Origin of the sequence: Mycolicibacterium doricum, assembly GCF_010728155.1 — a bacterium.
GTDB lineage: Bacteria > Actinomycetota > Actinomycetes > Mycobacteriales > Mycobacteriaceae > Mycobacterium > Mycobacterium doricum.
This window is the reverse complement of sequence record NZ_AP022605.1, coordinates 1,720,526-1,746,339: the sequence shown is the minus strand read 5'-3', so window position 1 is coordinate 1,746,339 and position 25,814 is coordinate 1,720,526. Positions and strand designations below refer to the sequence as shown.

Here is a 25,814-nt window from a genome sequence, read left to right as displayed (position 1 = left end):
CTAGCACCGGTATTCCAGTCCGCGGGCGCGATCGAAGCGCCCGCGGATTCCCCAGTCCGCGACCTTGAGAATGGCCTCGCGGATGTTGGACCCGCTCATCTTCGACTGCCCCAGTTCACGCTCCCTGAACGTGATCGGCACCTCTACGACGACGAAACCGTTGTTGATGGTCCGCCAGGTCAGGTCGATCTGGAAGCAGTACCCCTTCGAGTCGACCGCCGCCAGGTCGATCTTTTCGAGCACCTCGCGCCGATAGGCGCGGTAACCGGCGGTGATGTCATGGATGTCGACACCGAGCAGCACCCGGGCGTAGGTGTTGGCCGTCTTGGACAGCGCATACCGGCGGCGCGGCCAGTTGCGGACCGTGCCGCCCGGAACGTAGCGCGAGCCGATCACCAGGTCGGCGCCCGCGTCGACGGCATCGAGGAGCCGGTGTAGCTGCTCTGGTGCGTGGCTACCGTCGGCGTCCATCTCGACCAGCACGGAGTAACCGCGGCCCAACCCCCACGCAAACCCGGCCAGATAGGCCGCGCCGAGCCCGTCCTTGCTAGTGCGGTGCAAGACGTGCATCCGGTCGGGGTCGGTCAGCGCCAACTCGTCGGCGAGTTCCCCGGTGCCGTCAGGACTGCCGTCGTCGACCACCAGGATGTGCACCTGCGGACACGCCTCATGCACGCGGTTGACGATCAGCGGCAGGTTCTCCCGCTCGTTGTAGGTCGGGATGATCACCAGCGTCCGCTGGCTCGCGCGGACGTCCGCGCGGGTCGGGCGTTGCGCTTCCGTCGCCGGGTCGGTCATGAGGCTCCTTTGTTGCTGCCGCTGCGTGCGCCGGACCGGGTGTCAGGGTCCGGGGTCGCGGTTCGGCGCCGCCGCAACCACGTGGGCACGAAATTTCCATTGTGCAGTATGGCGGCCGTCATGGCTCCCACCCCGGCAATGACCAGCAGCGCCTGCACGAGCGGACCCCACCGGGTGGCCGGCGTGACGTCGGTCTTGAGCCGGATCTGGGTGTCCAGATAGGCGGGTTCGAAGAATCCTGTCCGCGCGAGGTCCCGGCCGTCCGGGGCGATCACCGCGCTGATGCCCGTCGTGCCCGCGACCACCACGTACCGGTCGTGCTCGACCGCACGCACTTTGCCAAAGGCAAGTTGCTGGCGGCTCATGGCCTCGTCGAAGGTGGCGTTGTTGGTCGGCACCGCGAGCACCTGTGCCCCGTTGCGGACGGACTCCCGGGCGGCCCGGTCGAAGATGACCTCCCAGCAGGTGGTGATGCCGACGGGCACACCGGCCGCGGTGACCACCCCGGTGCCGTCGCCGGGGACGAAGTAGCCGGCCCGGTCGGCGTAAGGGGACAGCTTGCTGAAAAAGCCGCGCCACGGCAGGTATTCGCCGAACGGCTGCACGATCCGCTTGTCGTGACGGTCAGCAGGGCCGGTGCCCGGATTCCACACCAGCACCGTATTCGTCGACACCGGGTTGTCCGGAGTGTAGTTCGGCGCGCGTACCACGGCGCCGACGAGGATCGGTGCGTTGATCGCCGCGGCGGCCGTCGAGATCCGCGCGGCGGCGTCCGGATTGGCCAGCGGATCGATGTCCGAAGAGTTCTCCGGCCACACCACGAACATCGGTTGCCGCGCCCGGCCGGCCCGCACGTCCTGCGCCAGCCGCAGTGTCTCCTCGACGTGATTGTCCAGGACCGCGCGCCGCTGGGCGTTGAACTCAAGACCCAGTCGCGGGACGTTGCCCTGCACGGCCGCCACCGTCACCGGCTGGTCGTCGACCGCACCGGTCGCCGAGTGCCGCACCTGCGGCCAGACGACCGCCGTCCCGAGCAGGACCACCGCGATGACCGCTCCGGGCAGCACGACCGCAGGCGGTGTGGCGGCGCGGATGTCGTGACCACGAAGCCACTGCACGGTCTCGCCGGCCAGTGCCGCCAGCGCGAACCCGCCGAGCATCACGGCGAATGACAGCAGTGGCGCGCCGCCGATGCGGACCAGCGACAGCAGCGGACCGTCGCTCTGACCGAACGCGACCACACCCCACGGGAAACCCCCGAACGGCACGCTTGATTTCAGCCACTCCTGAGCCGCCCACAGCGCGGCGAACCACAGCGGCCACCCGGGCAGCCGGCGCACCACGACCGCGGCGAGGCCGAACAGCGCGGGAAAGAGCGCCTCGACGGCGGCCAGCGCCAGCCACGGCACCGCCCCCACCAGACCGCTGATCCACGGCAGCAGCGGGATGTAGAAGGCCAGCCCGAAGAGGAACCCGTACCCGAACCCACCCGCGCGCGTCGTCGATTCCGTGCGCAGCACCCACGCCAGCAGCGCTGCCGACAGGAACGCGCAGTACCACCAGTCGAACGGCGGGAAGCTCACGCACAGCAGCAGCCCGCCGGCGATCGTCGCCACCAGCTGCCACATCCGGTCCACGACCGCCTGCCCGAAGCCGCGCAGCCGAGGCCCCAGCGCCGTCATCCGGCCACCCGGTGCGTCACCCATGGATGACGACACCCCGGTGCACCGTCGCGCGACAGCGCGGCAACGCGTCGCCGGGGTCAAGCCGCGGCAGCGCGGGAACGCGCGACCGCGGGTCGGTCGACCAGCGTTGGACGGTGTCGGCGGGCGCGCTGACCGCGAAGTCGTCGGCCTCCCAGATCGCATAGGACGCCGGGGCGCCGGGCACCAGGGTGCCGCTGACCCCGTCCCGAGCGCCTGCCGCCCGCCAGCCGCCGCGGGTGGCAGCGGCGAACGCGGCCCGCGGCGAGATCGCGCTGGCCGGGCGTTGGTGGTGACTCGCCGCCCGCACGGTCGACCAGGGATCGATGCTGGTGACCGGGCTGTCCGAGCCGAACGCGAGTGGCACGCCATGGGATGCTAACAGCGCGAACGGGTTGAGCCCGACAGCTCGATCCCGGCCCAGCCGCTGGGCGTACATGCCCTCCGGGCCGCCCCACAGGGCGTCGAAGTGCGGTTGCACACTGGCCACCACACCCCATGACCCGAGTTGGGCGGCCTGCTCGGTCGTGACCATCTCCAGATGTTCGAGGCGGTGCCCACAACGGGCCACTGCGGGTGGGCCGAAGCGCTCGACGACCTGACTGAGGGCGGCCACCACCGTGCCGACCGCTGCGTCGCCGATGACATGGAAGCCGGCGGTCACACCCGCCTGTGTGCACGCGTGCAGGTGAGCCGCGACGGCGTCCTCGTCGAGGTAGGCGTTGCCGCAGTGCTCCGGTGCGTCGGCATAGGGCCGGGTCAACCATGCGGTGCGCGAGCCGAGCGCACCGTCGACGAACAGGTCGCCCGCCAGCCCGCGGGCGCGGGTGCGGTCGACGAGGTGGCGGGCTTGGTCGGCGTCGGTGACGGCCTCACCCCAGTAGCCGACGATGTCGACCCCGTGCTCGAACTCACGGGCCTCGAGCCAGTCCTCGAGGCCGCCGATCTGGGGTCCGGCACACTCGTGGACCGCGACGATGCCGTGTGCGGCGGCGGCGTCGAGGGCGGCGCGCAGGGCGCGTTCGCGCTGGGCGGCTGTCAGCAGGGCCCGTGCGGTTGCCCGCACGAGGTGGTGTGCGCCGGCGGTCAAGGGCCGCTGCGGGTGGTATCCGGCCGCGTCGGCCAAGCCTGTCGTGCTGTCGCGTAGCGCAGTCGAGGCAGCCGCGGAGTGGGCATCGACGCGGGCGAGATACACCGCCCGCTGCCCCACCGCGGCGTCGACGTCCTCGGTGCTCGGCGGGGTGCCTTCGGGCCACCTGGATTCATCCCAGCCGTGCGCCCAGATCACCCCGTCCGGGTGGGTGCGCACATGCTGGGTGATCAGGTCGAGGCAGTGGCGCAGCGAGGTGGTGTCGCGCAGATCGATGCCGACGAGCGTCAGACCGGTGGCGGTGAGGTGGACGTGGCTGTCGACGAAGGCCGGCGCCACGAAGCCACCGTCGAGGTCGACGGTTTCGGCCTGTGGGAACTGGGCGCGGCCGACGTCGTCGCTGCCGAGCCACACCACGGTGCCGTCGTGTACGGCCATGGCGGTGGCATCGGGGTGGCTGGTGCTGTGCACGCGCCCATTGAGCAGCAGTGTCGTCACGGAGCCGACAGACTAGCCGGGTCAGTCGACCCGGCGCTCCACCGAGGGGGGTTCCACGTCGACGACGTCGACGACCTCACCGTCGATGTAGTCCCCGGTGCGGGATCTGCGCGGCGTACCCATCACGACGATCGGCATCCCGCGCCCGAAGCGACGCGCCGCCAGTGCCGTGACGACCGGACGGGCAGCCACCCGTGTCGGCGGCAGCAGCAGTAGCGCACCGGCGACCGAACTGGCGAGGCCGGGCAGTACGACCAGCACGGTGCCCAGCGCAACCAGTGCGCTGTCGGTGACCGCCCCCGGTGCCGTCGTCGCCGTCAGGCCCGAACGCAGGCGCCGCAGCTGCCGCTTGAGTTGGGAGCCGGCCAGCACGAGACCCAGGACGAAGGTCGCGAGGGAGATCAGGAGCGTCCAGCCCAGACCGACGGTCGAGACCAGTGCCACGACGACCGCAACCTCGACGACCGCGTAGAGCAGGAACAGCCGCATTGCCATAGCCCTCCAACGTCTCAGGGGCCGGGTGGGTTCCGTACATTCGTGACATTCGTGAACCAACAGCAGGTACTTCTCGCCGTGGAACCGCGTTGAACCTGGGGCCACGTCAGGCCGCGGCCTCGATCTCGATGGTTACGTTGTTCTTCATGCCCCCGCGCAGCTTCGAGGCAACGTTGAAGGTCTTGCCGAGCAGTCCGTACTGATTGCCGAGTGCGTCGTAGGTCGCGGCGTTGGCGGACTTGTCGAGGATCTTCGCCGTGGCTTCCACCGGCTCGCTCTTCGGTTTGCCGGTTCGGTCGCATTTGGCGATCGTGACGCGCTGGGTGTTGCGAATCCGCTTGACCTTCCACGACTTCTCCTGCGTGATCACCAGGAGCTTGTCGCCGGCCGGGGCGGCCCAGACCGCCGTCGGCTTGGGTCGGCCGTCCCTGGTGAAGGTGGTCAGCAGGATGTACCTGGAGCCGGCGATGTCGGGGAAGGTGCGGGCCATGTGATCAACCTATCGAAACGGTCTAGTTCTCCAGCTCACCTTCGGTCTCCAGCAGCACCCGGCGCAGCCCGTCGACGATGGCGGGGTCCGGTTGGGCCCACATGCCGCGTCCGGCGGCCTCCAGCAACCGTTCGGCCATTCCGTGCAGTGCCCACGGATTGGACTCCTCCATGAACTTGCGGTTCTCCGTGTCGAGCACGTACTCATGCGACAGCCGGTCGTACATCCAGTCCGCCATGACGTCAGCGGTGGCGTCGTATCCGAACAGATAGTCGACGGTCGCAGCCATCTCGAACGCACCCTTGTAGCCGTGCCTGCGCATGGCGGTGATCCAGCGGGGGTTGACCACGCGGGCGCGGAACACCCGGCTCGTCTCCTCGGACAACGTGCGGGTGCGTACCGCGTCGGGACGGGTGTTGTCACCGATATAGGCCGCGGGAGCCTTACCCGTCAGTGCGCGCACCGTCGCGACCATGCCGCCGTGGTACTGGAAGTAGTCGTCGGAGTCGGCGATGTCGTGTTCGCGGGTGTCGGTGTTCTTGGCGGCCACCGCGATTCGCCGGTAGCTGCGGTTCATGTCGTCGGCGGCGGGTCGACCGTCCAGCCCCCGGCCATAGGCGAAACCGCCCCACGCGGTGTAGACCTCGGCGAGGTCGGCGTCGTCGCGCCAGTTGCGGCTGTCGATCAGCTGCAACAGACCAGCCCCGTAGGTGCCCGGCTTGGAGCCGAAGATCCTTGTGGTAGCGCGCCGTTGGTCACCGTGCTGGGCAAGGTCGGCCCGGGCGTGGGCACGAACGTAGTTGTCGGCGTCGGATTCGTCGAGATCGGCGACGAGGGTCACGGCGTCGTCGAGCATGGCGACCACGTGCGGGAAGGCATCGCGGAAGAAGCCGGAGATTCGCACGGTGACATCGATCCGGGGCCGGCCGAGTTCGGCAGGCGTGATCGGCTCCAGGCCGACCACCCGGCGCGACGCGTCGTCCCACACGGGCCTGACGCCGAGCAGCGCGAAGACTTCGGCGATGTCGTCGCCGGAGGTGCGCATGGCCGAGGTGCCCCACACCGAAAGGCCCACCGACCGAGGCCATCCGCCGTAGTCCTCGCGGTAGCGCTCGAGCAGCGAATCGGCCATGGCGACACCGGTTTCCCACGCCAGCCGCGACGGCACGGCCTTGGGGTCCACGGAATAGAAGTTGCGTCCGGTCGGCAGGACGTTGACCAGGCCGCGCAGTGGGGACCCCGACGGGCCCGCGGCGATGTAGCGGCCGTCGAGCGCCCGCAGCACCTGTCGGATCTCGGCGGCGGTGCCGGCCAGACGCGGCACCACCTCGGTGGCGGCGAACCGCAGGATCGGCGCGACCTGCGGGTGGTCGGTGATGGTGTCCACCGCCGCGACATCCCAGTCGGCCGCCTGCAGCGCCGCCACCAGGTGGCGGGCCTGCGCTTCGACGGCGTCGACGCTGGTTCTCTGGTCATGACCGTCTTCGGCGAGGCCGAGCGCCTGGCGGAGGCCGGGCAACCTCTGCTCTCCGCCGAACAGCTGACGCGCCCGCAGGATCGCCAGCACCAGGTCCAGTTCGGCGTCATCGACGGGCGCGGCGCCGAGGATGTGCAGCCCATCGCGGATCTGGACGTCCTTGATCTCGCATAACCACCCGTCGACGTGCAACAGCATGTCGTCGAACGAGTCCTCGTCGGGGCGCTCTTCGAGGCCGAGGTCATGGTCCATCTTCGCCGCTCGCATCAGCGTCCAGATCTGTTGGCGCACGGCGGGCAGCTTGTTCGGATCGAGCGCCGAGACGTTGGCGTGCTCGTCGAGCAGCTGCTCGAGTCGGGCGATATCACCGTAGGACTCGGCCCGGGCCATCGGCGGAATCAGGTGGTCGACGAGCGTGGCGTGGGCGCGTCGCTTGGCCTGGGTCCCCTCCCCCGGATCGTTGACCAGGAACGGGTAGATCAGCGGGAGATCGCCGAGTGCGGCGTCGGTGCCGCACGCCGCCGACATGCCGAGCGTCTTACCCGGCAGCCATTCGAGGTTGCCGTGCTTGCCGAGATGCACGACGGCGTGGGCGCCGAACCCGGAGCCGATCCAGCGGTAGGCCGCCAGGTAGTGGTGGCTGGGCGGCAGATCCGGGTCGTGGTAGATGGCGACCGGGTTCTCGCCGAAGCCGCGGGGCGGCTGGACCATCAGCACGATGTTGCCGGTCTGGATCGCGGCGATGACGATGTCGCCGTCGGGATCGCGGGTGCGGTCGACGAACAGCTCACCGGGCGGTGGGCCCCAGTGCTCGACGACGGCGTCGGTCAGTTCGGCGGGCAGGGTGGTGAACCAGGCTCGATACTCGCCGGCGGACAGGCGGATCGGGTTGCCGGCGAGCTGACCCTCGGTGAGCCAGTCCGGGTCCTGACCGCCGCGCTCGATCAGGGCGTGGATCAGCGCATCGCCATCGCCTGAGTCGACGCCGGGTACGTCACCGATGTCGTAGCCGGCCTCCCGCATGGCCCGCAGCAGCGCCACCGCACTGGCGGGGGTGTCAAGTCCCACCGCGTTGCCGATTCGCGCATGTTTGGTGGGGTAGGCGGAGAACACCACCGCGACCCGCTTGTCCTTCGCCGCGGTTCGCCGCAGGCGGGCGTGTCCCAGGGCGATGCCGGCCACGCGGGCGCACCGTTCGGGGTCGGCGATGTAGGAGATCAGTCCTTCGCTGTCGATCTCCTTGAAGGAGAACGGCACGGTGATGACCCGGCCGTCGAATTCCGGGACGGCCACCTGCGTGGCCACGTCGAGCGGCGACATGCCGTCGTCACCATCACTCCACTGCGCCCGCGAGCTGGTCAGACACAGGCCTTGCAGGATCGGCACGTCGAGCGCGGCGAGATGGGCGACGTTCCAGCTGTCGTCGTCGCCTCCGGCACCCACCGTGGCGGGAGTGGCAGCACCGGCCGCGAGCACCGTCGTGATGAGTGCGTCGGCGGACTCCAGGAGCTTCAACAGTTCCGGTTCGGCGTTGCGCAGGGATGCGCAGTAGACGGGCAGCGGCCGGCCGCCCTGCGCCTCGATCGCGTCGCACAGCGCCTCGATGTAGGCGGTGTTTCCGGCCAACTGCTGAGCCCGGTAGTACAGGACGGCGATCGTCGGGCCGTCGGTGGTGGGAGCACCCCGTTGCAGCAGCCCCCACGTCGGCATGGTAGCGGGTGGGACGAATCCGACGCCGGTCATCAGCAACGTGTCGCTGAGGAAGGCGTGCAACTGCCGCAGGTTCTCGACGCCGCCCTGCGCGAGATACCCATGCGCCTGCAGCACGGCGCCCTGCGGGACGGTGGAGTGCCTCATCAACTCCGCGTCAGGCTCCCGCTCGCCGCTGACCACGACGGTGGGCAGCCCGGTGGCCGATACGGTGTCGATGCCGTCCTGCCACGCGCGGTAACCGCCGAGCATCCGGATGACCACCACGTCGGCGCCGTCGAGCAACCCATCGAGCTCCCCCGGCACCAGGCGGGAAGGGTTCGCCCAGCGGTACCCGGCCCCGCTGGAGCGGGCGGTGATGAGGTCGGTGTCAGATGTCGACAGCAGCAGAACGGTCGGCGCGGGAAGCGGCGGGGGCACTGGTCATTCGTACCGCACCGCGTCCGCTCACTGCGCCGAGCCACCGCACCGGCGGTGCCACGCACCGCGGCCCGTTCCTAGAATGGCAGGCAGTGACGACTCGATCCTTCGATCAGGACGCGTGCCCGGGTGCCCTCTCGGTGCACCAGGCCGCCGACGGTGCGCTGGCCCGGGTCCGGCTGCCCGGCGGCGTGATCTCCGGCGCCGCGCTCACCGCGCTGGCACAGGCCGCGACCCGCTTCGGCGCACCGGATCTGGAACTGACGTCGCGCGGCAACCTCCAGATCCGCGGGATGACCGACACCGGCGCGGTGGCTGATGCGGTCGGGGACGCGGGCCTGCTGCCGTCGCCGACCCACGAGCGGGTCCGCAACATCGTCGCGTCTCCCCTGTCCGGGCGCTCGGGCGGGCTGGCGGACCTGCGACAGGTGATCGGTGACCTCGACGCGGCGATCCGGCGGGAGCCCGTGCTGGCGGAGTCCTCCGGCCGGTTCTGGTTCGGTCTCGACGACGGTCGCGGCGACATCTCCGGCCTCGGCACCGACGTCGGTGTGCACGCCCTCGACGGGGAGCAGGCGGCGCTGCTGCTGGCGGGCCGGGACACCGGCGTGCGCCTGTCCCTCGACGACGCGGTGCGCACCCTGATCGACGTCGCGGTGCGGTTCGTGGCGGTCCGGGGCAACGCCTGGCGTGTCGGCGAACTCGCCGCCCCCCAGGATCTGCTCGCAGGCCTGCCCGTCACCGCGGAACCCGGCGCCACCTGGCCCCCGGTGATCCGTCCACCGGTCGGCTGGCTCACCCAGAACGACGGCCGGATCACGTTGGGCGCCGGGGTTCGGCTCGGTGTGCTGCCCGCCAGGACCGCCGAGTTCGTCGGCGCGGTCGAGGCACCCGTGGTCATCACGCCGTGGCGGTCGCTGCTGATCTGCGACCTCGACGAAGGCGTCGCCGACGTGGCACTGCGCGTGCTGGCGCCGATGGGGCTGATATTCGACGAGAACTCCCCGTGGCTCGATGTCAGCGCGTGCACCGGGAGCCCGGGCTGCGCACGTTCGGCCGCCGACGTGCGCGCGGATGCCGCTGCCGCCGTCGACGCCACCGCCGAGGGCCACCGCCACTTCGTCGGGTGCGAACGAGGGTGCGGCAGCCCGCCGGACGGCCAGGTCCTGATCGCCGGTCCGGACGGTTATCGGCCGCGCGACCGCCCGTCGTAGGGTGACGGCGTGCTGGACTACATCCGCGACGGCGCCGAGATCTACCGGCAGTCGTTCGCGACGATCCGCGACGAGGCGGATCTGGCGCGGTTCCCCGACGACGTGAGTCGCGTGGTGGTCCGGTTGATCCACACGTGCGGTCAGATCGACGTGGCCGACCACGTGGCGTTCAGCGACGACGCCGTCGGCCGTGCCCACGCCGCGCTGGCCGCCGGCGCACCGGTGCTGTGCGATTCCTCGATGGTCGCCGCCGGCATCACCCGGTCACGGCTGCCCGCCGACAACGAGGTGGTGTCGCTGGTCGCGGACCCGCGGGCACCCGAACTCGCGGCGAAGCTGGGGTGCACCCGGTCCGCCGCAGCGGTCGACCTGTGGGCCGACCGGCTGGGTGGCGCGGTGCTGGCGATCGGGAACGCGCCGACGGCGCTGTTCCGGCTCCTCGAACTGATCGACCAGGGCGCCGCGGTTCCGGCGGCCGTACTGGGTGGGCCGGTCGGGTTTGTCGGTTCCGCGCAGTCGAAGGACGAACTCATCGCACGGCCCCGCGGCATGGCATATCTCGTGGTGACGGGACGGCGGGGCGGCAGCGCAATGGCGGCGGCCGCGGTGAATGCGATTGCGAGTGAGCGCGAATGAGGGGCACGCTGTACGGAGTCGGGCTGGGACCCGGCGACCCGGAACTCGTCACCGTCAAGGCGGCCCGGGTGATCGGGCAGGCCGACGTCGTCGCCTACCACAGCGCACGCCACGGCCGCAGCATCGCGCGCCGCATCGCCGAGCCGTACCTGCGCGGCGGTCAGCTCGAGGAGCATCTGGTCTACCCGGTGACCACCGAGGTGACCGACCACCCCGGCGGTTATGCCGGGGCGATGGAGGACTTCTACCGCGACGCCGCCGATCGGATCGCCGCCCACCTGGATGCGGGCCGCGACGTGGCGCTGCTCGCCGAGGGCGATCCACTGTTCTACAGCTCCTACATGCACATGCACACCCGGCTCACCGAGCGGTTCGCCGGTGAGATCGTGCCGGGCGTCACGTCGGTGAGTGCCGCGTCGGCCGCCATCTCGACGCCGCTGGTGCAGGGAGAGGAGGTACTCACGATCCTGCCGGGGACCCTGCCCGCCGATGAACTCGAGCGCCGACTGGCCGACACCGACGCCGCCGTCGTGCTGAAACTCGGCCGCTCGTACCCGGCCGTGCGGGCCGCTCTGGCGGCGACGGGCCGGCTCGACGAGGCGTTCTACGTCGAGCGTGCGAGCACCCCCGATCAGCGGACGCTGTCGGCGGCGGACGTCGACGGCGACGACGCGGTGCCGTACTTCTCGCTGGCGATGATCCCCGGCGGCTCCGGCAGGCGCACGGCGCCCGGAAGCGTCACCGTCGTCGGACTCGGCCCCGGGGCGGCGGAGTGGATGACCCCGCAGAGCCGCCGTGAACTCGCCGTGGCCACGGACCTGATCGGTTACGGCCCGTACCTCGACCGCGTCGGACTGCGCGACGGCCAGCAACGCCATCCCAGCGACAACACCGACGAGCCGGCCCGCGCGCGGTTGGCCTGCACGCTCGCCGAGCAGGGCCGCGCCGTCGCGGTGGTCTCCTCGGGTGATCCGGGGGTGTTCGCGATGGCGACGGCCGTCCTCGAAGAGGCCAAGCAGTGGCCGGGTGTCGAGGTACGGGTGATCCCGGCGATGACGGCCGCCCAGGCCGTCGCCAGCCGGGTCGGCGCACCGCTCGGCCACGACTACGCGGTGATCTCACTGTCCGACCGGCTCAAGCCATGGAAGATCATCCAGGCCCGACTGACCGCCGCCGCGCAGGCCGATCTGGTGCTGGCGATCTACAACCCGGCGTCGAAGTCGCGCACCTGGCAGGTCGGCGCGATGCGAGACCTGCTGCTCGCCCACCGTGATCCCGGCACCCCGGTGGTCATCGGCCGCGACGTCGCGGGTCCCCGCGAAGAGGTTCGGGTGGCGCGGCTGGCGGATCTGGACGCGGCGGACGTCGACATGCGGTCACTGCTGATCGTCGGATCGTCGCAGACACAGTGGTACACCGCCGGTGCCGGCGAGCGGGTCTTCACGCCGCGTCACTACCCCGGGTGAGCGTGTGCACCCTCGACCTCACCGCACCCGCGACCTGACCCACGCCACCGCCTCCTCCACCGAGTGCACCGCGCGGACTCCGGTCGGTGCCGGCGGCCGGTCCACCATCACCACCGGAATACCGAGGGCCGCCGCAGCGTCCAGTTTGGGCCGAGTCATGTCGCCGCCGCTGTTCTTGGTGACCAGCGCGTCGATGCCGTGGGCGCGCAGGACGGCCAGTTCGTCGTCGTAGCGGTACGGGCCGCGTGAAAGCAGCAGTTCGTGGTCCCGCGGGAGGGCCTCCGCATCGGGCGGGGTCACCGCCCGGATCAGGAACCAGGCGTCGCTGTCCCGGAAGGCGGCGACGCCGGTGCGGCCGGTCGTCAGGAATACCCGAGAAAACCCCTTGGCGACAATGGTTTCCGCCGCCTGGCGATCGGAATTCACCAGGATCGCCTCGCCCGGAGCCCATGCGGGCCGGGCCAGCAGTAGATGCGGGAGTGCCAGGTCGGTGCAGACGGCGGCGGCGTTGGCGGTGATGGTCGCCGCGAACGGATGCGTCGCATCCACGACCGCGTCGACCGGGGTGTCGATCAACCAGCGGCGCATCCCCTCGACGCCGCCGAACCCGCCGATCCGAACCTGCCCCACCGGTAGCGCCGGATCCGGAACCCGCCCGGCCAGGGAACTGATCACGTCGACGTCGGGGTGCAGTGCCGCCGCGAGCGCGCGGGCCTCCATCGTGCCGCCCAGCAACAGAATTCGCATCAGTGCCGCCCCCGGCGCACGCGCCCCGACGAGTACAGGTAGCTATCGGTGCCGCCGGCCGCCAGCACGTCGCCGATGAGGATCACCGCGGTGCGAGTGACGGCGGCGTCGTGCATCTGCGCGGCGATGTCGGCCAGGGTCCCCCGCAGCACGATCTGCCCGGGCCAGCTCGCGAACGCGACGACTGCGCAAGGCGTTTCGGGACGATAGCCGCCGGCCAGCAGTTCGGGCACGATGTTGTCGACCTGCGCGGCGGCCAGATGCAGCACCAGGGTTGCCCCCGATGCGGACAGGCTCCGCAGATCCTCGCCGGGCGGCATGGCCGTCGACAACGTCGCGACTCGGCTCAGGGTGACGGTCTGGGCCACGCCCGGCACGGTGAGTTCACGGCCCAGCGCGGCCGCCGCCGCGGCGAAGGCCGGCACCCCGGGCACCACCTGGTAGCCCACGCCCCGCGCGTCGAGGCGGCGGCACTGTTCGGCCAGCGCACTGTAGATCGACGGGTCTCCTGAGTGCAGGCGCGCCACGTCCTGTCCTGCGGCGTGCGCCCGCGCGAGTTCGTCGACGATCTGGTCGAGCGTCAGCGGGCCGGTGTCGACGATGCGCGCATATGGCGGGCACAGTGCCAGGAGATCCTCGGGCATGATCGACCCGGGGTACAGGCACACCGGACAGCGGCTCAGCAACCGCTGCCCGCGCACGGTGATCAGATCGGCCGCCCCTGGCCCAGCTCCGATGAAGTAGACCGTCATGGCTTGACCGCCACCCACTGGGTCACCGGCATGGCGGGCCGCCAACCGGTGAACGTGCCGACCGGCTCACCACGGTAGTGCTGGTAGCGGCGCAACTCTCCACCCATCTCCGAATACCACCGCGCCAGAACGGCTTCGGACTCGGCGGTGACGGCGTTGGCGACCAGCCGGCCGCCGGCGGGCAGCGCGGCGAGGCAACCGTCGACCAGGCCGGGAAAGGTGAGACCACCGCCGATGAACACCGCCGACGGTTGCGCGGTGACTCCGCCCTGGGTGGGCACCGCCCCGCCGAACGCGGCGGGAGCCGCGCCTCGCACCTCGACGTCCACGCCGTGGGCATCCGCATTGGCCGCGATCCGCGCCCGCCGCTTCCCGTCCCGCTCGAATGCGATCGCCCGGCATCCCGCGCCGCTGCGGCACCACTCGACGCCGATGCTGCCCGATCCGGCGCCCACGTCCCACAGCAGCTCACCCGGGCGCGGCGCCAACGCGGCGAGGGTGACCGCGCGCATCGGCTGTTTGGTGATCTGCCCGTCGTGGGTGAACGCGTCGTCGGGGAGCACATGGAACCGCCGGTCCTCGGGTAGGTAGCGGATGGCGATGACGTTGAGGGCGTCGACGTCGCCGGGCGGGTCGGTCGCCCACGCCCGCGCGGTGGTGTCGCGCCGGCGCTCGGCAGGTCCGCCGAGTTGCTCGAGCACCGTCATCTCGGAGTCGCCACGCCCGGTGTCGGTGAGGAGCCGGGCCAGCACCGCCGGGGTGGATTCGTCGCGGGACAGCACCACCGCCCGACCGCCGCGGCGCACCGCCGTCCTCGGAGCGCCCGTGACCAGGCTGATCACCTCGGTCTCCTGCACCGCCCACCCGAGCTGGGCGCAGGCCAGCGTCACCGACGACACGTGCGGAAGCACAGTGACGCGTTCGGCTCCGATGATCCGCACCGCCGAGCCGCCGATGCCGTGCAGCATCGGGTCGCCGCTGGCCACGATGTGCACATCGCCGTCCGGGGCGTCCCGGATGGCGTGTAGGGCGGGCAGCAGCGGGGACGGCCATTCCCGGCGTTCGGCGGCCACGGTGTGGTCAAGCAGATCGAGCTGTCGAGTCGACCCGTAGATCGTTGTGGCCCGGCGTAATTCGTCGACGGATGCGGGCGAGAGCCCGGCCATACCGTCGGCGCCGATGCCGACCACCACCACCCGGTGCGTCACCTCGGCATCCTTCGCCACACGAACCGCGGCAACATCCGCATGACCACCACCGCGGCACCCAGCGCCCGCGGAATCCACACCTCCCGGCGCCCCTTGGCGAGCGCCTTCACCGTCGCCTCGGCCACCTGCGCCGGGGTGCTCGACAGCGGTGCGGGGTCCATCCCCGCGGTCATCCGCCCGATCACGAAGCCGGGCCGCACCAGCAGCAGGTGCACCCCCGTACCGTGCAACGCGTCGGCCAACCCGTTGGCGAACCCGTCTAGCCCAGCCTTGGCCGAACCGTAGACGTAGTTTGCGCGGCGGACACGGGCGCCGGCCACCGAGGAGAACACGACGATGGATCCGGAGCGGTGCTCCCGCATGGTTGCCGCCAGCACCGTCAGCAGGCTGACCTGCGCGACGTAGTCGGTGTGCACGATCGCCGCCGCGTGCGCCGGGTCCCGTTCGGCGCGCGCCTGTTCGCCGAGGACGCCGAAGGCGACGACCGCAGTGGTGATCGCGCCGTGCTCGGCCACCAGGTTCGCCACCAACGGGGCGTGCGACGCGAGGTCGTCGGCGTCGAAGTCGACGGTGTGCACCGCCGCCGCACCCGCCGCCCGCACCGCGCGGACCTCCTCGTCGAGGCGGTCGGCACCGCGCGCGGCCAGCACCACGGTCGCACCCGGCGCCAGCCGAGTCGCCACCTCGCCGCCGATCTCGCTGCGACCGCCGAAGATCACCACCAACCCGCTATCCGTGTCCCTCACGGCTGCCAGTATCTCCTGCGCTAGCGTGGGTCCCGTGGCTACACCGGGCCGCAAGGCAACCACCCGGCTCACCAGCGATGCGTTGGCGTTCCTGACCGAACGTCATCTCGCCATGCTGACCACCCTGCGGTCGGACAACTCCCCGCACGTCGTGGCGGTCGGGTTCACCTTCGACCCCAAGACGCACATCGCCCGGGTGATCACCTCCGGCGGCTCCCAGAAGGCGGTCAACGCCGAAGAGCGTGGTGTCGCGGTGCTCAGCCAGGTCGACGGGGCCCGGTGGCTGTCGCTGGAAGGCAAGTCGACCGTCAACTCCGACCCGGACGCCGTCCGCGACGCCGAACTGCGCTACGCCCAGCGGTACCGGACGCCACGGGTGAACCCGGAGCGCGTGGTCATCGAGGTACGGGTCGAGCGGGTGCTGGGCTCCTCGCAGTTGCTCGACCGCTCCGGCGACTGACTGCCCGTTGCGCGCCGGCGCAGGGATTACGCCGTCGCGTCGGGTCCCGCGGTCACGACGACGAGGTCGCGCGGCCGGTTGTTCACCGACTCCGCGCCGTCCTCGGTGACGATCACGATGTCCTCGATGCGCGCGCCCCACTGTCCGGGGAAGTAGATGCCCGGCTCCACGCTGAACGCCATGCCCGCCTCGAGCGGCAGGTCGTTACCGGCGACGATGTAGGGCTCCTCGTGCACGGACAGGCCGATGCCGTGGCCGGTGCGGTGCACGAACGCCTCGGCGAGCCCCTCGGCGGCCAGTACGCCCCGCGCGGCGGCGTCGACCTGCTCGGCGGTGACGCCTGGACGCACCGCCTCGACGGCGGCCTGTTGCGCGCGCTGCAGAACGGCGTAGCGGCGCGCCACCTCGGGGTCGGGTTCACCCAGGCTGTAGGTGCGGGTCGAATCGGAGTTGTATCCCGGTTCGTAGGGCCCGCCGATGTCGACGACGACGATGTCCCCGGCGCGCAGCTCACGGTCGGAGGATTCGTGGTGCGGGTCGGCACCATGCGGCCCGGATCCGACGATGATGAATGCGACCTCTGAATGCCCCTCGGCCACAATCGCTTCGGAGATGTCGGCGGCGACGTCGGCCTCGGTGCGGCCGGCCACCAGAAACTCCGGAACCCGCGCGTGCACCCGGTCGATCGCCGCACCCGCCTTGCGCAGCGCGTCGATTTCGGCGGCGTCCTTGACCATCCGCAGCCGCCGCAGCACGTCGGTGGCCAGCACCGGCACCTCACCGAGCACACCGGCCAGCGGCAGCAGATGCAGTGCGGGCATCGAATCGGTCACCGCCGTGCGGGCGGGCGCACCGCCGAGGGATTCGGCGACGAGCTGGTACGGGTTGTCGCCGTCAACCCAATCCCGCACCGTCACACCGAGTTCGGGGATCACGGATTCTCTGAGCGCGGCCAGTTCCAGCCGGGGCACCACGATGGTCGGATCGCCGTCGGCCGGCAGCACCAGGGCGGTGAGCCGTTCGAAGGTCTGCGCGCGCGAACCCACCAGATACCGCAGGTCGTAGCCGGGGCTGATCACCAGGCCGGCCAGTCCGGCGTCACCCGCCGCAGCTGCGGCGGCCCGAAGTCGTCGGGTGTAGACATCGGTGTCGAATCGGCTGCCGGTCATGACTTCAAGGCTACTGTCAGAGGCGATGCTCCGAGATATCCGTACTGATCGACGACCACGATGCCTATCTGTAGGGCACCGGTGGCACGTGACCTCCATGGCGCGCGGCAAGACGGGACCGTTCCGGGTGCAGCCCGAAGTCGTATCGGCCGTCGGCGGGATCACCAGCACCTCCCACGTGTGGGCGAGCCATCCGTGAGCAGCCCGCTGCTGCTGCTCGACGGCGCGAGCATGTGGTTCCGCTCCTACTTCGCGCTCCCCTCGTCGATCACCGCCCCGGACGGCAGACCCGTCAACGCGCTGCGTGGGTTCCTCGACACCGTCGCGATGCTGATCGGCAGAGAGCGACCCGCACGGCTGGTGGTGTGCCGCGACGACGATTGGCGACCGCAGTGGCGCGTGGACCTGGTCCCGTCGTACAAAGCGCACCGCGTCGCCGAACCACAGCCCACGGGAACCGATGTCGAGGTGGTCCCCGACGAGCTCACCCCGCAGGTCGACATGATCATGGAAATGCTCGACGCGTTCGGGATTCCCCACGCCGGTGCGCCCGGATACGAGGCCGACGACGTGCTCGGCACCCTGGCCGCCGCGGAGACACGCGATCGGGTGATCGTGGTGAGCGGTGACCGGGACATGCTGCAGGTGGTGCGCGACGCACCGGTCGAGGTGCGGGTGCTCTACCTCGGCCGCGGTATGAGCAAGGCCACGCTGTTCGGGCCGGCCGAAGTGGCCGACCAGTACGCGGTGCCCAAGGAACGCGCCGGCGCGGCCTACGCCGAACTGGCGTTGATGCGTGGGGATCCGTCCGACGGCCTGCCCGGCGTGCCTGGCGTCGGCGAGAAGACCGCCGCGGCGCTGCTCGCCCAATACGGCTCGCTGGAAGCGATCGTCGCGGCCGCGAAGGACCCGAAGTCGAGGATGTCGAAGGCGTACCGCAAGAAGATGCTGGCCGCCACCGACTACATCGAAGCCGCGGAGCCGGTGGTGCGGGTGGCCACCGACGCCCCCGTCACGATGGCGACGAAGACCGACGAATTGCCGTTGGCCGCGGCGCATCCCCGCCAGGTCGCCCAGTTGGCGGGCCACCTCGGCGTGACGTCCTCGGTCCGGCGCTTACAGAAGGCGCTCGACGCCCTCGATTAGCGCGGCCGGCCGACCTCGTAGGTGCCGTCGTCGTCCTGGAATGTCACGGTGACTTGGCGTTTGGTGCCGTCGATGCTCACCTCGCAGTCGAACGTGGCACCCTTGCGGACCTCGGGGCTCTCCCCGTTGTTGCACTTGACGTCGCGCACGTTCTTGGCGCCGTAGCCGTTCGACTCGTCGGTGAGGATCTGCTGCACACCGGACTGCGCGGCGTTGACGTCCAGCTTCGTCGTCACGAAGAAGCCGGGCTTCCAGAAACCGAGCACCCCGATCACCAGGAGAAGGACCACCAGCAATGCGCCGACGACGCCGCCGAGCACCTTCATCGACGGTTTCGAGCTGTCTTCACCACCGTGGGGTGGGAAGCTTCCGTACTGGCCGGTCTGACCCGGCTGGCCGTACTGCGGCTGTTGACCGTACGGGGGTTGCCCGTACTGCGGCTGACCGTACTGACCGGGCTGGCCGTACTGCGGTTGCCCGTACTGACCGGGCTGGCCGTACTGACCGGGCTGGCCGTACTGACCGGGCTGGCCGTACTGCTCGGTCGGCGGGTAGGGCGGGTACGACGGCTGCTGCTGAGTCGGCTGCTGATACTGCGGATACTGCTGCGGCGTGTACGCCGGCGGCTGCTGCCACTGCGGGTTCTCGGAAGTGCCCTGCTCGCCGCCCGATCCGGCTGCCTGCCACTGATTGTTCGACGGGTCGCCGGCCGGCTGGTCCGTACCCGCGTCCGGTTGTTGACCGGCCCACGGCTGCGTCGGATCAGGTCCCTGCGGTCCGCTCATCGTGTCTCCTTGGTCCTCGCTCGGCTCGCTGGCACCACACCCTACCCCGCATCAACTGCCACGACGCCGCGTCGAATGTCGTTGATTGCGCGTTTCGCGGCGGCGCGCAGAGCGGGCGTCGGCGCGGCGTTTCGGACCTGGTCGAGCAGGTCCAGCACCTGTCGGCACCACCGGACGAAGTCGCCTGCGGACAGCGGTGACCCGCCGCCTGACGCGTCGGATGCGGCCAGCGCGGTGGTCAGGTCTCCGGTGGTCGCCCACCGGTAGATCGTGGTGACGAAGCCCTCGTCGGTCTCCCGGCCAGGGTTCAGCCGGTGGCGGTGTTCGTCGGCGCGCAGGTCGGCCGACAACCGCCGGGTCTGCGACAGCGCACGGCGAACCTTCGCCGTCGGCGCCTCGTACCCCGCTGGGACCCCGGGCGTGTCGCCGCGTGATTCGAACAGCACCGACGACAGCACCGCGGCCAGTTCGGCGGCGTCGAGTCCCTCCCAGGTGCCTGCACGCAGACACTCCGCGACCAGAAGATCACTCTCACTGTAGATGCGGGCCAGCAGGCGGCCGTCATCGGTGACCTTCGGGTCCGCACCGGTGGTGTCGATGAACCCGCGTTCGGCGAGCAGGACGACGATCCGGTCGAACGTGCGGGCCAGCGAGTTGGTGGCGGCGACGACCTTCTTCTGGATCTGCGCGTTGTCGCGTTCGATGCGCAGATAACGCTCGGCAACGCGGGCCCGGTCCTCGCGGTCGGGCAGGTGATGCGCGGGGTGGCGGCGCAACTGGTCCCGCAGCGATACGAGTTCGGGGTCGGTGTCCTGGTCCTCGTGCGCGCCGCTACGCCGGCCTCGCGACTCCGGCATCGCCATCCCGGCCGCCGCGGAGAGCAGCGCCGACGCCAGGTCGCGACGCACCCCTGGGTTGCGGTGCTCGACGCGTTTGGGCAGCGTCATGGTGCCCACAGGCGCAGTCGCGCCGGAGTAGTCGGCCGAGGAGATGCGGCCGGCCCAACGGTGCTCGGTCAGCACGAGCGGGCGCGGATCGTCAGCATCGCGGGCGGATTCCAGGACGACGGCCAGGCCACCGCGCCGCCCGTTGGTGATGGTGATGATGTCACCGCGCCGCAGCGCGCTGAGTGCGTCGTTGGCGGCGGCGCGGCGCTGCAGCCGCGACGCGCGGGACTGCGCACGTTCGCGTTCCGAGATCTTCTCGCGCAGCCGGACGTAGTCCAGGATCGGCGCATCCGGGCCGCCGAGTTCGGCGGCGATCTCGTCGAGCATCCGTTCACCGCGTTGGACACCGCGGCGTAGACCCACCACCGAGCGGTCGGCCTGGTACTGCGCGAACGACTGCTCGAGGAGTTGGCGCGCCTGCGCCGGCCCCATCTGGTGCACCAGGTTGATGGTCATGTTGTAGGACGGCGCGAACGAACTGCGCAGCGGGAACGTGCGGGTCGAGGCAAGACCGGCCACCTCGACGGGTTCCACGTCGGGGGTCCACAGGACGACTGCATGCCCTTCGACATCGATGCCGCGGCGTCCGGCCCGGCCGGTCAGCTGGGTGTACTCCCCTGGTGTCAACGGCATGTGCTGTTCGCCGTTGAACTTGATCAGCCGTTCGAGCACCACGGTGCGGGCCGGCATGTTGATGCCCAAAGCCAATGTCTCGGTGGCGAAGACGGCCTTGACCAACCCGGCGGTGAAAAGTTCCTCTACGGTGTGGCGGAAGACCGGGAGCATGCCGGCGTGGTGGGCGGCCAGGCCTCGGAGCAGACCCTCGCGCCATTCGTGGTAGTCGAGCACTATCAGGTCTGCCTCGGCGAGGTCTGCGCAGCGGCGGTCGATCACCTCGGCGATGCGCTGGCGTTCCCCGTTCGTCGTCAACCGCAGCGGTGACCGGAGACACTGCTTGACCGCGGCGTCACAGCCGGCACGCGAGAACACGAACGTGATAGCCGGCAGTAATCCCTCGCGGTCCAGGACGGCGATCACGTCGGGCCGGGCGGGCGGGCGGTAGATCGTCGGCCGGCTGCGGTGCGCCGAGCGCCCTCGGCCACGCGGCTGCCAGTCGGCGAGGCGGTCTGCTTCGCGCCGGTGGGCGATGTGGCGCAACAGTTCCGGGTCGACGACGAGTTCACGCCCGCTGCGGGCCGGACTGTGCTTGCGGTAGTCGAACAGGTCGAACAGCCGCTTGCCGACCAGGAGGTGCTGCCACAGCGGCACCGGCCGATGCTCGTCGACCACCACGGTGGTGTCGCCGCGCACAGTCTGAATCCAGCCGCCGAACTCCTCGGCGTTGCTGACCGTGGCGGACAGGCTGACCAGCCGGACCTCGTCGGGCAGGTGCAGGATCACCTCTTCCCACACCGCACCACGCATCCGGTCGGCGAGAAAGTGCACCTCGTCCATCACGACGTACGACAGACCGTGCAGGGTAGGCGAGTCCGCATAGAGCATGTTGCGCAGCACTTCGGTGGTCATCACGACGATGTCGGCGTCACCGTTGATCGACTGGTCCCCGGTCAGCAACCCGATCTGCTCCGGCCCGTAGCGGCGGACGAGGTCGGCATGTTTCTGGTTACTCAGCGCCTTGATCGGGGTGGTGTAGAAGCATTTGCCGCCGGCGGCCAGGGCCAGGTGGACGGCGAACTCACCGACGACAGTCTTCCCGGCACCGGTGGGTGCGCAGACGAGCACGCCGTGCCCGTGCTCGAGCGCGGCACAGGCGCGGACCTGGAACGGGTCGAGCGCGAAGGGCAGCGCCGCGGCGAACGCGGCCAGTTGAGGGTCAGGTGGATTCGTCATGAATGGAGGTCCGAGACGGGGTCGACACCACGCTCGGCGGTTCGATCGGTTCGACACCGCCGATCGGCGCGGCCTCGTCCTCGGGCACGGTCTCGGCGGCCTCCCGCTTCGCCTTGCGCTTGTCGTGGATCCGGGCGACCTGGATCGCGACCTCCAGCAGCACGGTGAGCGCAGCCGCCAACGCCAGCATGGAGAACGGATCCGAGCCGGGCGTGAACAAGGCGGCGAACACGAACAGCGCGAAGATCAGGCCGCGGCGCCACGCCTTGAGGCGTTCGTAGGGCAGCATCCCGATGAAGTTGAGCATCACGATCAGCAGCGGGAACTCGAAGCTGAAGCCGAACACCAGCAGCAGGTTGATGAGGAAGCCGAAGTACTGGTCGCCCGACAGGGCGGTGACCTGGACGTCGCTGCCGACGGTGAGCAGGAAACCCAGGGCGGTGGCGAGCACCACGTACGCCAGGATCGCGCCGGCGACGAAGAGCACCGCCCCGACCCCGACGAAGGCCGTCGCGAAGCGGCGTTCGTTGCGGTACAAGCCGGGGGTGATGAACGCCCAGAGCTGGTAAAGCCACACCGGGCAGGCCAGCACGATGCCCGCCATCAGCGCCACTTTCAGCCGCAGCATGAACTGGTCGAACGGCGCGGTGGCCAACAAGCGGCACTGCCCGTCGTCGGTGATGGAGGCCCGGGCGTAATCGGGCAGCGCACAGTAGGGCCCGCGCAGCCATTCGCCGAGGCTGTGGAACCCGAGGATGCCGTGGCTGTACCAGAAGAAGCCCAAGATGGTGGTCAGCACTACCGCCGCAGCGGCGACGAGCAGCCGGTTGCGCAGCTCGTGGAGATGCTCGACCAACGACATGGTGCCGTCGGGGTTGGCCCGTGCGCGGCGTTGCCGCGGGTCGAGCCGCTTGAGGAAACCGGGGGTTTGCACGTGAAGTTGCCTAGGGGCCGCCGACGGACGCGGCCTGACGACGCGGCGTCAGGCCGCGTGGGACGGAAAGCGTGGGATCAGGCCGACCGCTTGTCGGGCTGATCGGCCGTCGGGTTGGCGATGTCGACGCGCTCGGAGGCGATCGGCGTGGCCGGCGAGTTTTCCGACTTGCCTTCCGCCTGCATCTCCTTGATCTCCGACTTGAAGATCCGCATGGACTTGCCCAGCGAACGAGCAGCATCCGGCAGTTTCTTGGCGCCGAACAGCAGCACGAACACCACGATGACGATTACCCAATGCCAGGGTTGTAGACCGCCCAATGTGCACCTCCTCGAAGTCGTGGCCGAGTCTACCCGTCGGCGGGGTCGTTCTCGTAGGCGAGCAGCGCCGCGGCGGCCGATTCACGCACTTTGTCCGCCAGTGCCTGTGGTCTGAGGACCCGCACCGCCGAACCGAAGCCGAGTACGAAGCGGGCCATCCAGTCGTCCGAGGCGTACGTCATCGCCGCTTCGCAGGCGCCGTCGGGGAGCTCGCGCACCACTCGAAGGGGGTAGTAGTCGAACATCCACGAGGCCGACCGGTCGACCAGCAGGGTGGCCGACGGCAGCGCCGGATCGGCGTCGAACAGCGAGGTGTCGGGGCCGGCCTCGACCGCGGGCGGCGGCGGGGCGGCGGGTTCGTCGAGCAGGCGGGCATCGACGATGCGGTCGAAGCGGAACAAGCGGACACCTTCCGCGGAGCGGCACCACGCCTCCAGGTAGGTGTGGTCGGCGACGAGGACCACCCGGATCGGATCGACGACGCGGCTGGTGAGCATGTCGTGGGAAGCCGAGTAGTACTCGATCATCAGCGCGCGGGCGTTGCGCACCGCGGTGCGGACGGCGGTGGCGGCCTCACTTTCTCGCGGCGCGGGTTCCTCGACGGCGGTGACGGCGTCACCGATGTGGTGGCCCGCGACACCGGCGGCCTGCTCGATCTTGGCGATGGCGCTGCGGGCCGCTTCGGGGTCGACCATGCCGGGCACGTCGACCAGGGCGCGCAGCGCGACCAGCACGCCAGTGGCCTCCGGCGAAGTGAGGCGCAGCGGGTGGTCGATTCCGGCGGAGAAGGTGACCTCGATGGTGTCGCCGGACATCTCGAAGTCGATGAGGTCACCGGGTCCGTAGCCGGGCAGGCCGCACATCCACAGTTGGTTGAGATCGTCCTGCAGTTGCTCGACGCTGACGCCGAGGTCGGACGCGGCTTCGATGTAGGTGATCCGCGGGTTGGCCTGGAAGTACGGGACCATGTTGAGCAGCCGGACCAGCCGGGTGGAGACGGCGCTCACGCGGTGGCCTGCGCTTTGAGGCGGGCGATCACGTCGTCGCGCAGGGACTGCGGTTCGAGCGCGACCGCGTCGGCGCCATAGCTGGCGACCTCGCGGGCCAGCCGGTCGAACATGCCGACCTCGACCGTGATGACCTCCCCGGCGCGGCCGCCGAGGGTCATCGGGGCTTCGGCGACGGCTTGGCGGCGCAGCGCGGTAGCCCGGCCCGCGGCGACCCACACCTGGGCTCGGGTACCGGTGGGCCAGTCGGCGACGGCGAGGCGCACCAGCTCACGTAGGTCGACGCCGTCGGGTTTGTGGACGGCGTTGGACGGTCCGATGGTGGTGACGTCGTCGGCGATACGGGACAGGCGGAAGGTGCGGGGTGCGTCGCGGTCGCGGTCGTGGCCGATGAGGTACCACCGGCCGCGGTGGGTGACGACTCCCCACGGTTCGACGGTGCGGGTGGTGTAGGGCTCGGAGCGGTCTCTGCGGTGACCGAACTGGACGGCCTGACCGTTGTCGATGGCTTGCAACAGGGTTCGTAGCGTTTCTTCGTTGCCGCGGACGCCGGGCAGGGTGGCCGTGGAGATGGCGACGGTGTCGGCGGGGTCGACGTCCACGCCGGCGGCGCGCAGCTTGAGCAGCGCTCCCTGGGTGGCGGTGATGAGTTCGGGTGACTCCCAGAGCTGGGTGGCGACGGCGACGGCGGCGGCTTCATCGGCGGTGAGCTCGACGGCGGGCAGTGCGTAGGCGTCGCGGTTGATGCGGTAGCCCTCGGTGGGGTCGAACTGGGAGACGCGGCCGGTTTCCAGCGGGATCCCGAGGTCGCGAAGTTCGTTCTTGTCACGCTCGAACATGCGGGAGAAGGCCTCGTCGCTGGGGCTGTCGGCGTAGCCGGCGACCACCTGCCGGATGCGGTCGGCGGTGATGAAGGTGCGCGTCGAGAGCAGCGCGATGACGAGGTTCATCAGCCGTTCGACTTTGGAGGTCGCCACTCCTAAGAGCTTAAGGCGTCAGCGAGTCGGTCAGGCCCGGCGACGCGGGGGTCTCGGACAGCAAAGTCCGCGGACTACCGCTTCACGACGAGCGCGTCGCCACTCATCACGCTGACGTGCTGCCAGTACAGCCAGTCGGCGATCGCTGCGCGCTGCACCGCGGCGTCGGGCGCTGTCTGCGCTTTGTGCAAGGCGAGTTCCTGGGCGTGGTTGGCGTAGTTCACCATCGCTTGAAGATGGGCTGCGCCGCGATCCGCCGCGGTGCTCATCAACGGCTTCATCACCTCGAACCACAGCATCATCGAATTGTCAGCCGGCGGAGTCGCATCCGCGGGCGCGGGCGGCAGCAAGTCACCCAGCATCGCGTCGTCGACCGAGCCCAGTTGGCGTGCCGCACCCGGGGCGATGACCTCCAGGCGGGACCGGCCGGCCATGTCGCCCCGCTCCGGGATGTCGTCGGCCGTGAGGATCACGCGGGCCGCACCCGGGTCAAAGCCGTCGAACTGCTCCGCCGTCGCCACCACGGCACGCAATGGGACGTCATGGTGCTGGGCCCAGCCATGCAAGGCCAGCATCGGGAAAGTGGCCCACTTCGCGCGCTCTTCAAGCGCAATCGACTCGTCGGCGCTGACCATCTTCACCCCCTCAGGCAACTTCACGCCGTCGGGGATATAGCCGATGCCGTAGCTGTTGGCCACCAGTATGGTGCCGTCTTTGCTGACGCCGGTGGCCCAGAAGAACCCGAAATCCATTGACTCCACGGCATTT

Annotated in this window: 23 protein-coding genes; 5 read left to right on the top strand and 18 right to left on the bottom strand. The window is 70.2% G+C overall.

The genetic code is table 11. From position 1 onward, the window contains the following. The 6 genes from G6N07_RS08675 to cobN form a co-directional block, all read right to left on the bottom strand. On the bottom strand, nucleotides 1-798 hold the full coding sequence (locus G6N07_RS08675; protein WP_085191601.1) for a polyprenol monophosphomannose synthase: 798 nt from the start codon (nucleotides 796-798) through the stop codon (nucleotides 1-3). Further along, entirely contained in the window at nucleotides 795-2,504 is a 1,710-nt protein-coding gene (gene lnt, locus G6N07_RS08670; RefSeq protein ID WP_085191599.1) for an apolipoprotein N-acyltransferase, read from the bottom strand. Before lnt ends, G6N07_RS08675 begins: the two co-directional genes overlap by 4 nt. After that, nucleotides 2,497-4,089 (bottom strand): amidohydrolase, encoded by a 1,593-nt coding sequence (locus G6N07_RS08665; RefSeq protein ID WP_085191597.1) that lies wholly within the window; start codon nucleotides 4,087-4,089, stop codon nucleotides 2,497-2,499. The genes lnt and G6N07_RS08665 overlap by 8 nt, the downstream gene beginning before the upstream one ends. Before the next feature lie 21 nt (nucleotides 4,090-4,110). Continuing rightward, entirely contained in the window at nucleotides 4,111-4,584 is a 474-nt protein-coding gene (locus G6N07_RS08660) for an FxsA family protein (RefSeq protein ID WP_179959963.1), read from the bottom strand. Between the two features lie 106 nt (nucleotides 4,585-4,690). Then, nucleotides 4,691-5,074: a PPOX class F420-dependent oxidoreductase gene (locus G6N07_RS08655; RefSeq protein ID WP_085191593.1), complete on the bottom strand. Its 384-nt coding sequence runs from the start codon at nucleotides 5,072-5,074 to the stop codon at nucleotides 4,691-4,693. Nucleotides 5,075-5,096: 22 nt separating this feature from the next. After that, the gene (gene cobN / locus G6N07_RS08650) at nucleotides 5,097-8,681 is read right to left on the bottom strand and encodes a cobaltochelatase subunit CobN (protein WP_085191591.1); all 3,585 of its coding nucleotides are present in this window, start codon (nucleotides 8,679-8,681) and stop codon (nucleotides 5,097-5,099) included. Between the two features lie 92 nt (nucleotides 8,682-8,773). Between cobN and cobG the strand changes: the two genes are divergently transcribed. The 3 genes from cobG to G6N07_RS08635 are packed head-to-tail and all read left to right on the top strand — an operon-like array spanning nucleotide 8,774 to nucleotide 11,997. Beyond that, nucleotides 8,774-9,895, top strand: a complete 1,122-nt coding sequence (cobG, locus tag G6N07_RS08645) for a precorrin-3B synthase (protein ID WP_085191589.1) — start codon at nucleotides 8,774-8,776, stop codon at nucleotides 9,893-9,895. Nucleotides 9,896-9,904: 9 nt separating this feature from the next. Then, on the top strand, nucleotides 9,905-10,531 hold the full coding sequence (locus tag G6N07_RS08640; protein WP_085191587.1) for a precorrin-8X methylmutase: 627 nt from the start codon (nucleotides 9,905-9,907) through the stop codon (nucleotides 10,529-10,531). Beyond that, nucleotides 10,528-11,997 carry a precorrin-2 C(20)-methyltransferase gene (locus tag G6N07_RS08635; RefSeq protein ID WP_085191585.1) on the top strand — a complete coding sequence of 490 codons (1,470 nt, stop codon included), beginning with the start codon at nucleotides 10,528-10,530 and terminating at the stop codon, nucleotides 11,995-11,997. Before G6N07_RS08640 ends, G6N07_RS08635 begins: the two co-directional genes overlap by 4 nt. Nucleotides 11,998-12,015: 18 nt before the next feature. Here the strand turns inward: G6N07_RS08635 and G6N07_RS08630 are convergent, their stop codons facing one another. The 4 genes from G6N07_RS08630 to G6N07_RS08615 are packed head-to-tail and all read right to left on the bottom strand — an operon-like array spanning nucleotide 12,016 to nucleotide 15,450. Then, nucleotides 12,016-12,744, bottom strand: coding sequence for a cobalt-precorrin-6A reductase (locus G6N07_RS08630; protein ID WP_085191584.1), 729 nt, complete (start codon nucleotides 12,742-12,744; stop codon nucleotides 12,016-12,018). Then, nucleotides 12,744-13,496: a precorrin-4 C(11)-methyltransferase gene (gene cobM, locus G6N07_RS08625; RefSeq protein WP_085191582.1), complete on the bottom strand. Its 753-nt coding sequence runs from the start codon at nucleotides 13,494-13,496 to the stop codon at nucleotides 12,744-12,746. The genes G6N07_RS08630 and cobM overlap by 1 nt, the downstream gene beginning before the upstream one ends. Then, the gene (gene cbiE / locus G6N07_RS08620; protein WP_263858036.1) at nucleotides 13,493-14,704 is read right to left on the bottom strand and encodes a precorrin-6y C5,15-methyltransferase (decarboxylating) subunit CbiE; all 1,212 of its coding nucleotides are present in this window, start codon (nucleotides 14,702-14,704) and stop codon (nucleotides 13,493-13,495) included. The genes cobM and cbiE overlap by 4 nt, the downstream gene beginning before the upstream one ends. Continuing rightward, a complete protein-coding gene (locus tag G6N07_RS08615) occupies nucleotides 14,701-15,450 on the bottom strand; it encodes a decaprenylphospho-beta-D-erythro-pentofuranosid-2-ulose 2-reductase (RefSeq protein WP_085191580.1) in 750 nt (249 codons plus the stop codon). The genes cbiE and G6N07_RS08615 overlap by 4 nt, the downstream gene beginning before the upstream one ends. Before the next feature lie 34 nt (nucleotides 15,451-15,484). Between G6N07_RS08615 and G6N07_RS08610 the strand changes: the two genes are divergently transcribed. Next, on the top strand, nucleotides 15,485-15,910 hold the full coding sequence (locus tag G6N07_RS08610) for a F420-dependent biliverdin reductase (protein ID WP_085191653.1): 426 nt from the start codon (nucleotides 15,485-15,487) through the stop codon (nucleotides 15,908-15,910). A 26-nt stretch (nucleotides 15,911-15,936) separates the two neighbouring features. On the opposite strand, the gene G6N07_RS08605 is transcribed toward G6N07_RS08610, so the two are convergent. Continuing rightward, complete coding sequence (locus G6N07_RS08605) at nucleotides 15,937-17,079, bottom strand: M24 family metallopeptidase (protein ID WP_085191578.1); 1,143 nt, start codon at nucleotides 17,077-17,079, stop codon at nucleotides 15,937-15,939. A gap of 195 nt (nucleotides 17,080-17,274) precedes the next feature. Between G6N07_RS08605 and G6N07_RS08600 the strand changes: the two genes are divergently transcribed. After that, a complete protein-coding gene (locus G6N07_RS08600) occupies nucleotides 17,275-18,225 on the top strand; it encodes a 5'-3' exonuclease (RefSeq protein WP_085191576.1) in 951 nt (316 codons plus the stop codon). On the opposite strand, the gene G6N07_RS08595 is transcribed toward G6N07_RS08600, so the two are convergent. From G6N07_RS08595 to G6N07_RS20245, 7 genes are all read right to left on the bottom strand, one after another. Then, nucleotides 18,222-19,010 (bottom strand): DUF4333 domain-containing protein, encoded by a 789-nt coding sequence (locus G6N07_RS08595; RefSeq protein ID WP_085191574.1) that lies wholly within the window; start codon nucleotides 19,008-19,010, stop codon nucleotides 18,222-18,224. The genes G6N07_RS08600 and G6N07_RS08595 overlap by 4 nt on opposite strands. 41 nt (nucleotides 19,011-19,051) lie before the next feature. Continuing rightward, on the bottom strand, nucleotides 19,052-21,808 hold the full coding sequence (locus G6N07_RS08590) for a DEAD/DEAH box helicase (RefSeq protein WP_085191572.1): 2,757 nt from the start codon (nucleotides 21,806-21,808) through the stop codon (nucleotides 19,052-19,054). After that, nucleotides 21,792-22,742: a twin-arginine translocase subunit TatC gene (tatC, locus tag G6N07_RS08585; protein WP_085191570.1), complete on the bottom strand. Its 951-nt coding sequence runs from the start codon at nucleotides 22,740-22,742 to the stop codon at nucleotides 21,792-21,794. The genes G6N07_RS08590 and tatC overlap by 17 nt, the downstream gene beginning before the upstream one ends. A gap of 77 nt (nucleotides 22,743-22,819) precedes the next feature. Continuing rightward, nucleotides 22,820-23,062 (bottom strand): Sec-independent protein translocase subunit TatA, encoded by a 243-nt coding sequence (gene tatA / locus G6N07_RS08580; RefSeq protein WP_085191569.1) that lies wholly within the window; start codon nucleotides 23,060-23,062, stop codon nucleotides 22,820-22,822. Between the two features lie 29 nt (nucleotides 23,063-23,091). Then, the gene (locus tag G6N07_RS08575; protein ID WP_085191567.1) at nucleotides 23,092-24,069 is read right to left on the bottom strand and encodes a helix-turn-helix transcriptional regulator; all 978 of its coding nucleotides are present in this window, start codon (nucleotides 24,067-24,069) and stop codon (nucleotides 23,092-23,094) included. Beyond that, nucleotides 24,066-25,046, bottom strand: a complete 981-nt coding sequence (locus G6N07_RS08570; protein ID WP_085191566.1) for a helix-turn-helix transcriptional regulator — start codon at nucleotides 25,044-25,046, stop codon at nucleotides 24,066-24,068. Before G6N07_RS08570 ends, G6N07_RS08575 begins: the two co-directional genes overlap by 4 nt. 74 nt (nucleotides 25,047-25,120) lie before the next feature. After that, nucleotides 25,121-25,798: an EspK C-terminal domain-containing protein gene (locus tag G6N07_RS20245; protein ID WP_235849796.1), complete on the bottom strand. Its 678-nt coding sequence runs from the start codon at nucleotides 25,796-25,798 to the stop codon at nucleotides 25,121-25,123. Between the last annotated feature and the right edge of the window lie 16 nt (nucleotides 25,799-25,814).

Bases quoted from the DNA above. Each gene is read 5' to 3' on its own strand.
- G6N07_RS08630 (WP_085191584.1), bottom strand. From the start codon at position 12,744: ATGCGAATTCTGTTGCTGGGCGGCACGATGGAGGCCCGCGCGCTCGCG.
- G6N07_RS08655 (WP_085191593.1), bottom strand. From the start codon at position 5,074: ATGGCCCGCACCTTCCCCGACATCGCCGGCTCCAGGTACATCCTGCTG.
- cobM (WP_085191582.1), bottom strand. From the start codon at position 13,496: ATGACGGTCTACTTCATCGGAGCTGGGCCAGGGGCGGCCGATCTGATC.
- G6N07_RS08675 (WP_085191601.1), bottom strand. From the start codon at position 798: ATGACCGACCCGGCGACGGAAGCGCAACGCCCGACCCGCGCGGACGTC.
- G6N07_RS08590 (WP_085191572.1), bottom strand. From the start codon at position 21,808: ATGACGAATCCACCTGACCCTCAACTGGCCGCGTTCGCCGCGGCGCTG.
- G6N07_RS20245 (WP_235849796.1), bottom strand. From the start codon at position 25,798: ATGGATTTCGGGTTCTTCTGGGCCACCGGCGTCAGCAAAGACGGCACC.
- G6N07_RS08595 (WP_085191574.1), bottom strand. From the start codon at position 19,010: ATGAGCGGACCGCAGGGACCTGATCCGACGCAGCCGTGGGCCGGTCAA.
- G6N07_RS08660 (WP_179959963.1), bottom strand. From the start codon at position 4,584: ATGGCAATGCGGCTGTTCCTGCTCTACGCGGTCGTCGAGGTTGCGGTC.
- G6N07_RS08605 (WP_085191578.1), bottom strand. From the start codon at position 17,079: ATGACCGGCAGCCGATTCGACACCGATGTCTACACCCGACGACTTCGG.
- lnt (WP_085191599.1), bottom strand. From the start codon at position 2,504: ATGGGTGACGCACCGGGTGGCCGGATGACGGCGCTGGGGCCTCGGCTG.
- G6N07_RS08635 (WP_085191585.1), top strand. From the start codon at position 10,528: ATGAGGGGCACGCTGTACGGAGTCGGGCTGGGACCCGGCGACCCGGAA.